The following is a 15,090-nucleotide window of genomic DNA, read 5'->3' as shown; positions in this document are numbered from 1 at the left end:
ATCCAGGAGGAATGCATGAATTCAACGACGCCCCCCGCCCAGGCTACGGATCCCACCTTCGCCAGCGCCGGCAGCAGTCGCAGTGCCGGTCCATTGAAGTGGAATCCAGCCGACGGCAGCGTCAGCGCGGAGCACACCGAATCGCGCGTACTGGGGCGCACCGGGCCGATCGAGCACCGGCTTGTCGCCACCCAGAGCGTGGGCGCCAGCCGGCGCACTGCCGACGGCAAAACCGAGTTCGGCCTGGAGATGGAATTTCGCCAGGGCCACCAGCTCGACGCCGCCACCACCGGCCGCAACGCAGCGAGCGTCAGCAGCACGACCCAGCTCGGCGAGCGAGCGCGCTACAGCGTCAAGCTGCCCGGCGACGCCACCGCCGAGGCCGCGCGCGGGGTCAATCCATTCGATCCACTGAGCATCCCGGTCGACGGCAGCGTCAAACTCGACGGCCAGGCCTTCGTCCGCACCTCGCTGGAGGCCTGGTTCCGCAGCTTCGCCAGCAGCAGCGAACACACCGACGCGGCGGGTATCAGCTACGCCGCGGAGCGCCTGGACCCCTACCACGTGCGCGTGGCCATAGGACCGACCGCGGCGATCGAACACGCCGAGATGCTCGGGCTGAAGACGTCCGTGGCGCAGGCCATGCTCGGCCGCCAGGACGCGCTGGGCCAGGCCAGCATGCACACCGCCACCTTCGATCTGCGCGAGCCGCAGGCGCAGGCCGCCTACCGCGATTTCCTCGGCAGCGGCCAGCTGCCGGCACAGGCGCCCGGGGTCAGCGACGTGCAGCGGATCGACACCCTGAGCATGAGTTCGCAGACCCGCGCCAAACTCGGGCTGGGGCCGGTGAGCGTGGATCTGGGCGGGCAGCGCAACAGCGGCGAGAACGTGCGCGCCACCCAGGCCGACGGCAGCAGCACCGTCGCCAGCAAGCTGCAGTACGCCGACAACGTGCCGCTCACCCTGACCCGCCAGTTCGATGCCGCCGGCAGCGAACACCTCGATGCGCGGCGCTACCAGCTCGGCTTCGGCAAGGTCGACGCCAATCAGGCGCAACTGCTCAATGCCGCGCTGGCCAGGAAGGACACCGCGGCCGACGCCATCGCCGCCGGCCAGGACGTGACCCTGAACTTCTCCGAGGCGCAGATGGGCGCGCTGCGCCAGCAGTACGCACAGGCCGCGCAGGCGCGCCCGTTCGATCGCGAGCGGGCCGGCGACTACGCCCGCATGAGCAACGAGGAATTCGCGATCGGCCTGGCGCGCAATCTCGGCAATTCCCCGTACGGCCTGAGCGAACGCCTGTTCCACATCGCCGCCGATGCCGATGGCGCGCTCAGCGGCGCGCTGACCCGGATCGACGCCGAAATCGAGCGCCACGCTCCGAAGACCGCGGCCGCAACGCCGGCAACAGCCGCGAGCGCGCCAGCCGATCCCCGCGATCCGGCGCATCCGGACCACGCGATGCAGCGCATGATCGACGCCCGGTTGACGCCGGCCGATCCGCAACTGGCGACCCATCTGCTGCTGGCGGCCAAGCGCGAAGGCCTGACCCAGGTCGACCATGTGCTGCGCAACGACGCCGGCCGCGTGTTCGCGGTGCAGGGCGACCCGCTGGGAGCCGACAAGCGCACCGCCTACGTGGACGCGCAGGTCGCCACGGCCACACCGCTACAGGACAGCCTGCGCCAGCTCAACGCCTTGAATGCGACTGCGCAGCCCGCGATGGCTGCCGCGCAGGAGACCCAGGACGCCCCGCAACGCGCACCGGCGCGCTGAGATAAAGGCAGGCAACGCAACGGCGGCATTGGCGCGGCGACGGTGGCTGGGTAAGAATCGGGCTACCGTCCTCCAGGCTGCCGCCATGCCCTTGCGTCCCACCCTGCTCGCCCTCGCACTGCTGTCGTCCGCCGCCTGCGCACTGGCGGCCGCGCCGGCAGTGCCATACCGCAGTCCGCAGCAGATCCTGGACGCGTCCAAGCCTGGTGACTGGCGCACGCTCGACCCGGCCAACACCCTGTATCTGGACCTGGATACCGGCCGCGTCGTCATCGAACTGGCGCCGGCATTCGCACCGCAGCATGTCGGCAATATCCGCACCCTGGCCCACGAGCACTTCTGGGACGGCCTGAGCATCTACCGCTCGCAGGACAATTTCGTGGTGCAGTTCGGCGATCCCGACGGCGAGGAGGCGGACAAGGCCAAGCCGCTGGGGTCGGCCAAGCGCCACCTGCCCGCCGAGTTCCAGCGCGACGCCAAGGGCCTCGCGTTCCAGGCGCTGCCGGACCGTGACGGCTGGGCGCCGCAAGTGGGCTTCGTCGACGGCTTCCCGGCCGCGCGCGACCCCAAGGACGGCAAGACGTGGCTGGCGCACTGCTACGGCACCCTAGGCGCCGGCCGCAACAACGACGAGGACAGCAGCATCGGTGCCGAACTGTATGTGGTCACCGGGCAATCGCCGCGGCAGTTGGACCGCAACATCACCGTGGTCGGGCGCGTGGTCAAGGGCATGGAACTGCTCAGCGTGATTCCGCGCGGACCGGACCCGATGGGCTTCTACGCCAAGCCCGAACAGCGCACGCCGATCCGCGCGATCAAGCTCGCCAGCGACCTGCCCGAGGCCGAACGCACCCCGCTGCAGTTGCTGCGCACCGACACCCAGACCTTCCGCGACGTGGCCGAAGCACGGCGCAACCGCAGGGACGATTTCTACAAGCGCCCAGCCGGGCACATCGACCTGTGCAACGTACCGTTGCCGGTGCGCACGCCGCCGCAGTAATTCGCCCCGGCGCTCGCGCTCGCCAGCGGACTGCCCTGCATTGGCTTTCCGCCGGCGCTCAGGCCATTGGCGCCGCGCCGCGCCGCTCGGGCTCGACTGCGTGCAGGAAGCGGGTGAACAGTTCGCGCGGCTGCTCCAGCCCGCAGTCGCTCAGCAACATGGCGATGTTGCCGCGGTGATAGGCGCCGTGCGCCAGCACATGGAACAGCATTTCCTCGCGGGTCATGCGGCCGGCATCGCCGTCGGTGAAGCGGAATACGAGAAACTGCTGCAATGCGACCGCATCGAGCTGGGCGACGTAGCCGGCATACCAGAGGTCGGATTCGGCGACGGCCGCGTGCAATACGTCCAGCGCCGGCGTCTCCGGCGTGTTGCTGTCCGTGAACGCATGCGTGCCACCGTCCAGGTGCGCGGCAAAGATCCGGTCCACCACGTAGGTGTGGTTCAACAGCCGGATCGCACGCTGCCGTTGCGCCGGATACGCGACCGCGTCGATCTGCGCCAGCGCCTGCAGCAGTTCGGCGTTGGCCCAGGCCTTGTAGGCGAATTGCGATACGAGCAGGGAAGCGGTCATCGGCAGCTCCTTCAACGCGCGCGCTGGCTGAAGGCGACGCTGCCCAGGATCAGCGCGCCGGCCAGCAGCATGCTCCAGGTCAGCGGCTCGCCGAGGATCGACCAGGACAGCAGCGCGCCGAACACCGGGACCAGATAGGTCACCGTGGACGCGCGCGCCGGGCCGATGCGCTGGATCAACCGGTAATACATCAGGAACGCCAGGCCGGTGCAGACCACGCCCAGCGCGCCGGCGCAGGCCCAGGCCACCGCCGGCACCGGCGCGGCCGGCCAATGCGTCCAGGCCAGCGGCGCCAGCAGCACTGCGCTGCAGCCCAGGGTGGAGGCGGCCGACGCGGCCGGCGGCAGGTCGCTCATATAGCGCTTCACCAGGCTGTAGCCGATGCCGTACAGCAGCGATGCGGTGGCGCCGGCGAATGCCGCCGGCCCCACGCTCAACCCGGCCGACTTGCCGGTGGCCAGGACCACGATGCCGACGAAGCCGATCAGCAGCGCCATCGCACGGCGCGCACCGATCTTCTCGCCGAAGAACAGGAACGCGATCAACGCGGTGAACAGCACCGTCATCGCGTTGCAGATCGCGCCGATCGCCGCCGGCGCATGCTGCGCGCCCCAGGCGAACAGCAGGAACGGCAGCGCGGAATTGAGCAACCCGATCGCCGCCAGCGTCGGCCAGCGCCGCAGCGGAAAGCGCGCGCGCGCCATCCACAGGAACGGCAACAGCACCGTCGCGCCCAGCGCCAGGCGCAGTTCCACCAGCGCATAGGCGCCGAATTGCGGCGCCGCCACGCGCATGAACAGGAACGAGCAGCCCCAGACGATGCCCAGGAACAGCAGTTCCAGCGGCGTGCGCCAGTCGCGCACCGCGGGTGCCGGAACGGCGTCGGCTGGATCGCCGGACGCGGGGTTGGCTGCATTCACTGTGTTGTCTCCTGGATTCATCTCGTGTCCGCTGCCATCGATCTTGCTGCCGCCGCGGACGCAGCTGCCGCCTGCCGCCGGGCAACAGGCAACGCGCGAACAGCGGCAGAAGCGGGCCGCGCACCGACCTGGGCCGCACCGGCCCCGCATCTTGCGCATGGCTGCGAGGATCGCGCGCCGTCGCAACGCCCACAAGCGCGTAGTATCGTCGCGAGCCACAAATCTGCCACGTGTCCCGCCATGCAACTGCGTCCTGCCCTGCTGCCTGCGCTCGGCGTCTTCGCCGTCGCCGCGCGCCACCAGAACTTCGCCCATGCGGCGGAGGAACTGCACCTCACCGCCAGCGCGGTCAGCCACCATGTGCGCAAGCTGGAAGCGCTGCTCGGCGCGGCCCTGTTCCAGCGCCATGCGCGCGGGGTCAAACTGACCGCCGAGGGCCGGCAACTGGCCGATGCGGCCAGCGCAGCGCTGGCCGACATCGCCGCGGTTGCCGGCAACCTGCACCCGCAAGCCGACACCGCGCCGCTGCGCATCACCACCTTGCGCTCGCTGTCCTACTGTTGGCTGCTGCCGCGGCTGCCGCGCTTCTGCCAGGCGCATCCGCACGTGCGCCTGGACATCCAGACCGACGCGGCGTTCTCGCGCTTCGAGGACGGCGGACCGGATCTGGGCATCCGCTACGGCCAGGGCGCGTGGCCCGGGCTGACCTCGCATCATCTGATGGACGACGAACTGTTCCCGGTGGCCTCGCCGGCGCTGCCGCAGTTGGCCACGCTGCGCCGCCCCGAGCAGATCGCGCAGCTGCCGCTGCTCACCGACATGTCGCCGCAGGGCTGGCGCGACTGGTTCCGCGCCGCCGCGGTGCGCGGCGTGGAACTGCCGCCGATGCACACCTTCAACGACAGCACCGATGCGATGCGCGCGGCGGTGTATGGCGTCGGCGCGGTGCTGGCGCGCAAGCACATCGCCCAGCCGTACCTGCAACGCTACGAACTGGTGCGCCTGCCCGGCCCGGCGCTGAAAGCGCGCTATTCCTACTACATCGTGCACCCCAGCCACCGCCTGCCCAGCCCGGCGGCCAGCCAGTTCATCGACTGGCTCAAGCGTGAGGCGCTGGACGAACGCACCCCGATGCCGGCGCTGCCGGCGGAACTGCTCGGATTGCCGCCGAGGGCGAGCTAGCCGTTCGCGTCTAGCCGCCCGCTCTTGACCGCACGCTCTTGTAGGAGCGGCTTCAGCCGCGACAGGCGTTACCGATAGATCCTGTCGCGACTGAAGCCGCTCCTACAAAAATGCCATTGCCCGAGAATCGGGACGACTGCTCCCACAGGACGCTTGACACCCCGCCATCGATACGTCATTAATTAGCTAATTCGTTAATTATCTAATCCCTGATGTCCATCGACCGCGTCTTCGAAGCCCTCGCCTCCCGCCCGCGCCGCGAGATCCTGGCCTACCTGTCGGCGCAGGAACTCACCGCCGGGCAGATCGGGCAGCGCTTCGCGATGAGCGCGCCGGCGATCTCGCGGCACCTGTCGGTGCTGGAAGCGGCCGGGCTGGTGTCGAGCGAGCGCCGCGGCCAGTTCGTGGTGTACCGGCTGACCCCCGACAACCTGGTCAACACGCTCAGCGGCTTCGCCTTCGAGGTCTGCCCCACTGCCGGCCCGCTCAAGCGCGAAGCGCGCAAGCTGGCGAAGAAGAACGCCTGACCCGTCCCGCCCCGGCCAAAAGGAATCCGCCGATGTCCACCGCTCCGCTCCGCGAAACCGCTGCCGCACAGGCAGGTTTTCCCTCCGTGCGTCTGGCCTCGTACAGCGGCGGGCTGCCGGTGGAAGTGACCCTGATCGCGCAGCTCGGCGCCGGCGCCGGCGATCCGTTGATCGCCCAGGCCTGCGTGCGCCAGCGCGCGCACCCGAGCTTCCACGATGCGCTGGACGAACCGTCGGCACGGCTGGCCGACACCGATTTCGCCAATGGCGAATCGACGTCGCTGTTCTCCTTCGCGGTCGGCGCGAACGGACATCCCTTCCATCGCCACGCCGGGCATCGCATGTTCACCGCGATCACCGGCAGCGGCGGCGCGCAGCTGCGCTTCTGCACCGCATCGATGGCGCAACTCGAACAGGATCCGCAGCATTTCCTGGCCGCGTTGCGCCACGTCGACCTGCCGGCCGACTGCCTGTTCACCGTGCGCTTCGGCGGCGGCACCTGGCACCAGTTCGCGCCGCTGCGCGCGCACGCGGCGCATCCGGCGTTCTTCGCGCTGTCCTGCCACAGCGACGAGGCTGGCGGCGAACTGAGCGCGGAAGTGCGCGAACGGGTCATGGCCGGCACCGCCGACATCGCCACGCTGACCGAGGTGCTGCCGCCCGCGGTGAGCGCGCTGCTGGCGTCGCCGCAGGCGCAGGCGATGCAGGTGCCGACCGTGCGCCTGTCGCTGTCCGCTTCGCCCGGCAGCCGGCGGCTGGCCTGGTGCGCGGACCTGCGCGCGCGCAGCGGGCGCCTGCGCCAGGCGCTGGGCGCATGGCGGCATCCGCCCGGCTTCGTCGCGTTGGCGCCGCGCCTGGCGGCCGTGCGCTCGCTACCGCAGCCGGTGCCCGGCTCGCTGCTGTGGGACGCACTGCAGGCGCACGACCACCAGGACAGCGTGCGCCTGCGCCTGCAGCCGCATCAGCTGCGCCAGCGCGGCGCGCACGCGTTGATGGCGACGCTGCTGGAAGGCTTCATGCAGCGTCGGCCGCTCGGCGTGACCTGGCTGATGCGGATCCGCAACGCGCTGGTCGCGCCGCTGCGGCTGCGCACCTCGCCGCTGGGGTGTCCGGTGTCCTCGCTGTTGTCGCCGCAGCGCGAGCGCCTGTTCGCCGGCCGCTTCCCGGTGCTGGACCAGGCGCACGCCGCGCACGACCGACGCGCGCAGGTGCTGCTCGGCGCCGACGACCGGCACCTGGTGTTCCGCAGCTGCGTGGGCGTGGACGTCGCCGAGGACGGCAGCGTGGAACTGAGCCTGGACACACGCGTGGCCTGCCGCAACTGGTTCGGCCGCCTGTACATGGCGCTGATCGCGCGCGGCCATCGCCACTACATCGCCCCGGCGATGCTGCGCGCCGCGGCCGAGGCGCTGTTGGCACCGGTGTTCGACGAGAGCACCGTGGACCAGGCCGTGCTCGGCAGCGCAGCGTCGCAGCCGCGCTGAGCCGTCATCACTTCGTCTTAGCCAGCGCCTGCCTAGCCTTGCCTTCCCCTACCCAGAGGAAGACGCATGCCCCAGCTCCGTATCCGCATCACCGGCAGCGAAGACGATGCCCGCGCCATCATCAACCTGCTCGGCAGCCTGGAAGGCATCGAGCACGTCGAGGAAATCGACGATCTGATGAGCCACATGGACGACGACGATTCCAGCTCGGCCGGACTGCCCGACGACCAGGGTCCAGGCACCCACGAGGTCGAGATCGAGGCCGGCAACCTCGCCACCGCGCAGAAGGTGCGCGAAGCGGTGGAGGCGCTGGCCTTCGACCTGGAAGTGATTGTGGAGTTCGAGCAGGACGAAGGCTAGCGCCTGCCGAAACACTGTAGGAGCGGCTTCAGCCGCGACGGGCCTTACTGATAAAGCCTGTCGCGGCTGAAGCCGCTCCTACAAGCGGCACCCTAGCGAGCGCCCGCTTCCTAGACGCGCCTGCGTCGCCGGCGCAGCCAGGCGATCAGCCACCAGAGCACCGCGCCGAGCAGCACGAACGGCGTAAGCGCCGCGATCGCACGGATCGCCCAGGCGGTGGCGGAGGCGAAGATCGAGCCGGTGTCGGCGAAGGCTTCGCCGATCTCGCTGCGGCTGCGTTCGCCGTCGGGCGTGGCGAACTGCAGGGTCAGCTGTTGCGTCTCGATGCGCCGGCGATGCTGTGCCGCTTCCTGGCTGACCGACAGCAGTTGCGTGTCGAGTTCGGCCATCTTCTCCGACAGGCTGATCATGTCGGCGACGCTGAGGTCGCGGCGCTGCTGGAATTCCTGCAGACGGCGCTGCTCGGCCTGCAGGCGCTGCTGCAGCGCGGCGTTGTCCTGCACCGCCTGCGCCAGGTCCTCGGCATGGGTGCTGCGGCTGCCGATCTCGCCGCCGTTGCCGGCCTGCGCGATCAGCGGCTCCACCCCCGCCGGCACGATGCGCACGCTCAGCGTGGCCTGCGGATACTCGCCGCCGCGCTGCTCCATCGACAGCACGTTGCAGGCGCCGAAGCGCCCGCTCAGGCAGCTGTCCTGCGCCTGCTTCAGCCGCGCCTCGATCTGCACCGCCGGCAATTGCACGCTCACCTCGTGTTCGTACGCCAGCATCGCCGCGCGTCCATCCACGGTCGGCGCTGCGGCCGGCACGGCAGCGGACGCCTCGGCCGCGCTTTCGGCACTGTGTTTGGAACACGCGGCGAGTGCCAGCATCAGCACCAAGGGCGCACAGACGATGCCGATGCTGCTTCTTGCGGGAGCGACTCCGGGTGGCTTCAGGCCATCAGTCGCGCCAGGCCTTCCCGGTACAGCCCGTCGCGACTGAAGTCGCTCCCACAACATGGTAGCTAGCCACCAGTACCGCGAGCGCGCCCTCACAGGCTCGCTCCGTCGACGCTGTGCACCTGCAGCGCGCGCAGGTCCAGCTCGGGCAGGCAGCGCACGTTGACCGCCACCGTCGCCTCGCCGGTCTTGGGATGGGTGCCTTCGCTGAACGGCGCGATGCCGCAGTCCGGGCAATGGTGATGGTCGATGTGCTGGCGATTGAACCGATACGTGCCCAAGACCTGCGGCGCGCTGCGCAGCGAAAACGACGTGCGCGCGCCAAACCACAGCAGCCCGCCGCGACGGCGGCACATGGAGCAGTTGCAGTCGTAGACCTCGGCGATCGGCGCCTCGGTTTCCAGTTCGAATGCAATGCGCCCGCAATGGCAACTGCCCGTGTAGTTCATCCCTGCGCTCCCGTCCAAGAACAAGCGCCAGAATAATCCAACGGCAGGTGCGCGCGCCGCCGCGGCCGCCTATGCTTGGGAATCGACCCACCACAGGAAACCCGATGCGCAAGCACCTGCTCGCTGCCGCCCTGCTCGCCGCCCTCGCCGGCTGCCAGAAACCCGCCGACGCGCCGAGTGCGCCATCCACCGCCACGCCCGGCGCGGCCGCCGATGCCGCCGACCCGGCCGCCGACGCCGCCTTCGCCGCGCTGTCCAAGCGCGCGGTGGACACCTGGATGCAGCTGTCCCCGGTCGGCGCCACCCAGACCGGCGATCACCGCTACGACAGCGAGTTGGACGATCTCAGCGCCGCCGGCCGGCAGAAGAGCCTGGACGCGAGCAAGCAACTGCTGGCCGAGCTGGACAAGCTGCAGGTGGCCAAGCTCTCGCGTGAGAACCAGGTGGATGCGGCGATCCTGCGCAACCAGTTGCAATCGGACATCTGGAACAGCGACGTGTCGCAGAGCTGGGCCTGGGATCCGCAGGTCTACAACGGCCTGGCCGGCGGCGCGATCTACGGGCTGATGGCGCGCGAATTCGCGCCACTGCCGGAGCGGCTGAAGTCCGCCACCGCACGCATGGAGAAGATCCCGGCGCTGTTTGCGCAGGCACGCGCGAACCTGGACCCGGCGCGAGTGCCGCAGATCAACGCGCAGACCGTGGCCAAGCAGAACCAGGGCATCCTCAGCATCGTCGATACCTTCATCGCGCCGCACGTCAAGGAACTGCCGGACGCCGACGCGCAGCGCCTGCAGGCGGCGATCGATGGGCTGAAGAAGGCGGTGGCCGAACAGCAGACCTGGCTGGACAAGACCCTGGTGCCCAACGCCAAGGGCGATTTCCGCATCGGCGCGGAGAAATACGACCAGAAGCTGAAATTCGCGCTCAACTCCTCGCTGTCGCGCGCCGAGATCAAACAGCGCGCCGAGGCCGAGCTCAAGCGCGTGCGCGAGGAGATGTACGGCATCGCCCGCACCGTGCTGAAGGACCGCCCGAATGCGCCGGCGCTGGTCGATGCGCCGAGCGACGCGCAGCAGCAGGCCGCGATCGAGGCGGCGCTGGAGCTGGCCTACGCGCAGCACCCGGCGCGCGATAAGGTGGTCGAGGACGCCAAGGCGTCGCTGGCCTCCTCCACCGAATTCGTCCGCGCCAAGGACCTGCTGACCCTGCCCGACGCGCCGGTGGACATCATCCTGATGCCGGAGTTCCAGCGCGGCGTGGCGGTGGCGTACTGCGATTCGCCCGGCCCGTTGGACAAGAACCTGAAGACCTTCTATGCGGTGTCGCCGATTCCCGACGACTGGAGCGCGCAGCAGGCCGAGTCGTTCCTGCGCGAATACAACGGCCGCATGATCCACCTGCTGAGCATCCACGAAGGCGTGCCCGGCCATTACGTGGAAGGCTGGCACTCGGCCAAGTTCCCCTCGACCCTGCGCGGCGTGCTGCGTTCCGGCACCTTCGCCGAGGGCTGGGCGGTGTACACCGAGCGGATGATGCAGGAGCAGGGCTACCTGGACAACGATCCGCTGTTCCACCTAGTCCAGCTGAAGTTCTACCTGCGCACCCTGGCCAACGCGCTGCTGGACCAGGGCGTGCACGTGGACAACTGGAGCAAGGAACAGGCCATGCAACTGATGGTGCACGACACCTTCCAGCAGCAGAGCGAAGCCGAAGGCAAGTGGGTGCGCGCGCAACTGACCTCGGCGCAGCTGCCGACCTACTTCGTCGGCGTGCAGGAACACCTGGACCTGCGCAAGGCGATGCAGGCCAAGCTCGGCGACACCTTCGACCTGAAGGCCTACCACGACCAGGTGCTGTCCTACGGCGCGCCGCCCGTGCGCTTCGTGCGTGAGCTGATGCTGGACGAACCGATCCAGTGAGGGGCCGGGATTGGGGATTCGGGAGTCGGGATTCGTAGAAGCGGTCCACCGCGCTCGATGACCTCACGCGACCCAACTGGAGAAAAGCCCCCCTTGAGTCAAGGGGGGCGCGCCGACAGGCGCGGGGGATCTGGAAGATGGTGAGCCGGGGCCCACGGTTTGCGTAGCAAACTGTGGGGCGTTAGCGCGAATGCGCTAGCGCGCTCCGACGAATCCGCCGGTCTGCCGCGCCCACAGTCGGGCGTACAGGCCGCCGCGTGCGACCAGTTCGGCGTGGGTGCCGGTCTCGACGATCGCGCCCTGGTCCATGACCACCAGCCGGTCCATGCGCGCGATGGTCGACAGCCGGTGCGCGATCGCGATCACCGTCTTGCCCGCCATCAGTTCGTCCAGGCTGTCCTGGATCGCCGCCTCCACTTCCGAGTCCAGCGCCGAGGTGGCTTCGTCCAGCACCAGGATCGGCGCGTCCTTCAGCAGCACGCGGGCGATGGCGATGCGCTGGCGCTGGCCGCCGGACAGCTTGACCCCGCGTTCGCCGACATGCGCCTCGTAGCCGCTGCGGCCTTCGCCGTCGCGCAGCGCGTCGATGAAGCCGTCGGCGCGCGCCTTGCGCACCGCCGCCAGCAGTTGCGCCTCGCTGGCGTCGGGACGGCCGTACAGCAGGTTGTCGCGGATCGAGCGGTGCAACAGCGAGGTGTCCTGGGTCACCAGGCCGATCTGCCCGCGCAGGCTTTCCTGGGTCACCGTGGCGATGTCCTGACCATCGATCAGGATGCGTCCGCTCTCCAGGTCGTACAGCCGCAGCAGCACATTGACCAGGGTCGATTTGCCGGCGCCCGACGGCCCCACCAGGCCGATCTTCTCGCCCGGGCGCACCTGCAGGTCGAGCCCGGCGATGACCCCGCCGCGCTTGCCGTAGTGGAAATGGATGTGCTCGAAACGCACTTCGCCGCGGCTGACCTGCAGCGCCTGCGCATCGGCGCGGTCCTGCACCTGGATCGGCTGGGCCACGCTCTCCATGCCGTCCTGCACGGTGCCGATGTCCTCGAAGATGCCGTTGACCACCCACATGATCCAGCCGGACATGTTGTGGATGCGGATCACCAGCCCGGTGGCCAGGGTGATCGCGCCGACGCTGATCCGGCCCTGGCTCCACAGCCACATCGCCAATGCGCAGGTGCCGACGATCAGGAAGCCGTTCAACGCCGCGATTGAGAAATCCATGGCGGTGGTCATCCGGGTCTGCACGCGGTGCTTGACCGCCAGCTCCTGGATCGACTCGCGCACATAGGCCTCCTCGCGCTTGGCATGCGCGAACAGCTTCAGCGTGGCGATATTGGTGTAGCCATCGACGATGCGGCCCATCGCCTTGGAACGCGCCTCCGAGGCGATCCACGCGCGCTGCTGCATGCGCGGCACGAAGTACGCCATCAGCGCCGTGTACGCGACCAGCCAGGCCAGCAACGGCACCATCAGCCGCACGTCGGCCTGCGCGAACAGGTACAGCGCGGTGCCGGTGTAGACCAGGATGTACCACAGCGCATCGACCATCTGCACCGCCGATTCGCGCAGCGAAGTGCCGGTCTGCATGACCCGGTTGGCGATGCGTCCGGCGAAATCGTTCTGGAAGAAATTCAGGCTCTGCCGCACCACGTAGTTGTGCATCAGCCAGCGCGTGCGGTTGCTCAGCCCGGGCATGATCGCCTGGTTGACCAGCAGGTTGTGCAGCCCGGTCAGCAGCGGCCGCGCGACCAGGGTGATGGCGGCCATCCACAGCAGTTCGTCGCGGTGGCGCGCGAAGAAATCCGGCCCCGGCGCCTCCGCGACCAGATCGACGATGCGGGCGAGGAAATCGAACATCGCCACTTCGACCAGCGCCAGCAGCAGCCCGGCCACCAGCGTGGCGGCGAACACCGGCCATACCGGACGCAGGTAGAACGCGTAGAAGCGCCACACGCCGCGCGGCGGCGTGCGCGGATCGATCTCGGGGAATACGGGAATCAGCGACTCGAACCAGCGGAACATTGCGGACCATCCTCTTGCAAGACGCGCAGCGTAGCCGATGCCGGTGTCCTCGCCGTGTGCGTTCGCGCCGGGCGGCGCGGATCGCGCAGGCGTCCAGGCCTCAGGCGAACCGCCCGAAGCCGCTGCGATACACCGAAGGCGCCACGCCCACATGGCGCCGGAACGCGGCGCGGAACGCCTCCAGCGTCTCGAAGCCGCAGGCCGCGGCCACCCGCTCCAGATCCAGCCGCCCGTCCTCCAGCAGGGCCTTCGCCGCGCGCACCCGCTCCTGCTGCAGCCAATGCGCCGGGGTGGTGCCGATCGCCGCCTTGAACCGTCGGTAGAAATTGCGCTCGCTCATCGCCGCCGCCCGGGCCAGGTCCGCGGCGCCGATGCCGGTGTGCAGTTGCTGGCGCGCCCAGTCGAACACGCCGTCGAACGGATGGCGGCGCGGCGCGGCGACCGGACTGGCGACGAACTGGCGTTGCCCGCCCTCGCGGTGCGGCAGCATCACCAGGCGCTGCGCCACGCGGTTGGCCACGGCGGTGCCGAAGTCGCTGCGGATCAGATGCAGGCCGGCATCGATGCCGGCGGCGCTGCCGGCCGAGGTCACGATGCGGCCGTCTTCCACGTACAGCGCATCGCAGACCAGGGTGCTGGCGGGAAAGCAGTCCCGGAACTGCTGCGCGTAACGCCAATGCGTGGTCGCCCTGCGCCCGTCGAGCAGCCCGCAATGGCCGAGCAGGAACGCGCCCGAGCAGATCGACAGCATCCGCGCGCCGCGGGCATGCGCGGCGCACAGGGCCGCCTTCAGGGCGGCGCCGGGTAACACCGCCGGCCCGCTCCAGCCCGGCACCACGATCGTATGCGCCTTGCGCAGCAGTTCCAGTCCGCCGTCGGCGGCGACCCGCAGCCCGCCGATACCGCTGTGCACCTTGCGCGCGGTCATCGCCACGCCGAAGCGGTACCACGGCATGTCCAGTTCCGGCCGCTGCAGCCCGAACAGCTCGGCGGCGATGCCGAACTCGAACAGGCACAGGTTCGGATAGGCCAGTGCGACCACGTAGGGTGGCGCTTTCGCCTTGGCAGGAAATGACCGGTGTTCGTCCATCCTGCCAGTGTAGTCGTCGCGGCGCCGGCGGCACACTGGCCATTCCCATGCCGAGGGCACCCCTATGCAGAATCCCGTGCTACAGACACCTGCCGCTTCCAGCGCCGACGCGCTGCGCCATTTCGCCGCCAAGCGCTCGCTGGAAACCGATTGCTGGGACGTGCACGCCGCGCTGTCCGGCGCCGATGCCGGCTTCGTCCTGCTCGACGTCCGTTCCCCGGCGCTGTATGCGCAAGGCCACCTGCCCGGCGCGATCAACCTGCCGCACGCCAAGCTCGTGCAGGGCAAGCTGTCCGCCTATCCGGCCGACACCCTGTTCGTGGTGTATTGCGCCGGCCCGCATTGCAACGGCGCCGACAAGGCGGCGCTGCGCCTGGCGGCGCTGCAGCGCCCGGTGAAGCTGATGATCGGCGGCGTCACCGGTTGGCTGGACGAGGGTTTTGCGCTGGTGCGCGGTGATAGCGGTGCCGGTGCCGACATCGGATGATCGGTCGCGGCTGCTTGCCGCTGCGCGAGTAACCGTGGGAACGGCGCTGCCGCGATATGGCTTTTTGTAGGGACTTCAGTCCCGACTGCTGCCGAAGACGGATACTTTCCGGCTTGGATGTCGCGAATGAAGTCGCTCCCACAAAAAACTGCGTGCGTCGAAGGCCATCCGCACGGCCCATCAGGATCTTTGTAGGAGGGACTTCAGTCCCGACTGTTGCCAAAGCCGGATGCTTTCCGGCTTCCATGTCGCGGCTGAAGCCGCTCCTACAAAAAACAGCGTATGTCGAAGGGCATCCGCGAGGCCGAGCAGGATCCTTGTGGGAGGGACTTCAGTCCCGACTGTTGCCGAAGGCG

At 69.2% G+C, this 15,090-nt stretch carries 14 protein-coding genes; 8 read left to right on the top strand and 6 right to left on the bottom strand.

Annotated features, from left to right (window positions below; translation table 11 throughout):
• Positions 1–15: 15 nt before the first annotated feature.
• Positions 16–1,776, top strand: coding sequence for an XVIPCD domain-containing protein (locus tag HEP75_RS07820; RefSeq protein ID WP_185826045.1), 1,761 nt, complete (start codon positions 16–18; stop codon positions 1,774–1,776).
• 28 nt (positions 1,777–1,804) lie between these two features.
• Complete coding sequence (locus HEP75_RS07815) at positions 1,805–2,776, top strand: peptidylprolyl isomerase (protein WP_185826044.1); 972 nt, start codon at positions 1,805–1,807, stop codon at positions 2,774–2,776.
• 58 nt (positions 2,777–2,834) lie between these two features.
• Here HEP75_RS07815 and HEP75_RS07810 read toward each other — a convergent pair whose 3' ends face one another.
• Both HEP75_RS07810 and HEP75_RS07805 read right to left on the bottom strand, forming a co-directional pair.
• The gene (locus HEP75_RS07810; protein ID WP_185826043.1) at positions 2,835–3,350 is read right to left on the bottom strand and encodes a DinB family protein; all 516 of its coding nucleotides are present in this window, start codon (positions 3,348–3,350) and stop codon (positions 2,835–2,837) included.
• Positions 3,351–3,361: 11 nt separating this feature from the next.
• Entirely contained in the window at positions 3,362–4,291 is a 930-nt protein-coding gene (locus HEP75_RS07805) for a DMT family transporter (protein ID WP_255424032.1), read from the bottom strand.
• 219 nt (positions 4,292–4,510) lie between these two features.
• Between HEP75_RS07805 and HEP75_RS07800 the strand changes: the two genes are divergently transcribed.
• The 4 genes from HEP75_RS07800 to HEP75_RS07785 all read left to right on the top strand — a co-directional run bounded on the left by HEP75_RS07800 (position 4,511) and on the right by HEP75_RS07785 (position 7,823).
• Positions 4,511–5,452: a LysR substrate-binding domain-containing protein gene (locus HEP75_RS07800; RefSeq protein WP_185815897.1), complete on the top strand. Its 942-nt coding sequence runs from the start codon at positions 4,511–4,513 to the stop codon at positions 5,450–5,452.
• A gap of 212 nt (positions 5,453–5,664) precedes the next feature.
• Entirely contained in the window at positions 5,665–5,979 is a 315-nt protein-coding gene (locus HEP75_RS07795) for a metalloregulator ArsR/SmtB family transcription factor (protein ID WP_145707662.1), read from the top strand.
• A 32-nt stretch (positions 5,980–6,011) separates the two neighbouring features.
• Positions 6,012–7,463 carry a DUF2867 domain-containing protein gene (locus HEP75_RS07790; RefSeq protein ID WP_185826041.1) on the top strand — a complete coding sequence of 484 codons (1,452 nt, stop codon included), beginning with the start codon at positions 6,012–6,014 and terminating at the stop codon, positions 7,461–7,463.
• A gap of 66 nt (positions 7,464–7,529) precedes the next feature.
• A complete protein-coding gene (locus HEP75_RS07785) occupies positions 7,530–7,823 on the top strand; it encodes a hypothetical protein (RefSeq protein WP_184410501.1) in 294 nt (97 codons plus the stop codon).
• A 110-nt stretch (positions 7,824–7,933) separates the two neighbouring features.
• Here HEP75_RS07785 and HEP75_RS07780 read toward each other — a convergent pair whose 3' ends face one another.
• Both HEP75_RS07780 and HEP75_RS07775 read right to left on the bottom strand, forming a co-directional pair.
• Positions 7,934–8,590, bottom strand: coding sequence for a DUF4349 domain-containing protein (locus HEP75_RS07780; RefSeq protein WP_255424031.1), 657 nt, complete (start codon positions 8,588–8,590; stop codon positions 7,934–7,936).
• Between the two features lie 263 nt (positions 8,591–8,853).
• On the bottom strand, positions 8,854–9,210 hold the full coding sequence (locus HEP75_RS07775; protein WP_185826039.1) for a GFA family protein: 357 nt from the start codon (positions 9,208–9,210) through the stop codon (positions 8,854–8,856).
• 104 nt (positions 9,211–9,314) lie between these two features.
• Between HEP75_RS07775 and HEP75_RS07770 the strand changes: the two genes are divergently transcribed.
• Positions 9,315–11,132: a DUF885 domain-containing protein gene (locus HEP75_RS07770; protein WP_185826038.1), complete on the top strand. Its 1,818-nt coding sequence runs from the start codon at positions 9,315–9,317 to the stop codon at positions 11,130–11,132.
• Between the two features lie 195 nt (positions 11,133–11,327).
• On the opposite strand, the gene HEP75_RS07765 is transcribed toward HEP75_RS07770, so the two are convergent.
• Together HEP75_RS07765 and HEP75_RS07760 are read right to left on the bottom strand one after the other, a co-directional pair.
• Positions 11,328–13,157 (bottom strand): ABC transporter ATP-binding protein, encoded by a 1,830-nt coding sequence (locus HEP75_RS07765; RefSeq protein ID WP_185826037.1) that lies wholly within the window; start codon positions 13,155–13,157, stop codon positions 11,328–11,330.
• Between the two features lie 100 nt (positions 13,158–13,257).
• Complete coding sequence (locus HEP75_RS07760) at positions 13,258–14,199, bottom strand: helix-turn-helix domain-containing protein (protein ID WP_255424030.1); 942 nt, start codon at positions 14,197–14,199, stop codon at positions 13,258–13,260.
• 112 nt (positions 14,200–14,311) lie between these two features.
• Here HEP75_RS07760 and HEP75_RS07755 point away from each other — a divergent pair, with 112 nt between their 5' ends.
• On the top strand, positions 14,312–14,734 hold the full coding sequence (locus tag HEP75_RS07755; RefSeq protein ID WP_185826035.1) for a rhodanese-like domain-containing protein: 423 nt from the start codon (positions 14,312–14,314) through the stop codon (positions 14,732–14,734).
• Positions 14,735–15,090: the final 356 nt, after the last annotated feature.

The organism is Xanthomonas sp. SI, assembly GCF_014236855.1.
Classification (GTDB): Bacteria; Pseudomonadota; Gammaproteobacteria; order Xanthomonadales; family Xanthomonadaceae; genus Xanthomonas_A.
This window is presented reverse-complemented; position numbering and strand designations above follow the sequence as displayed.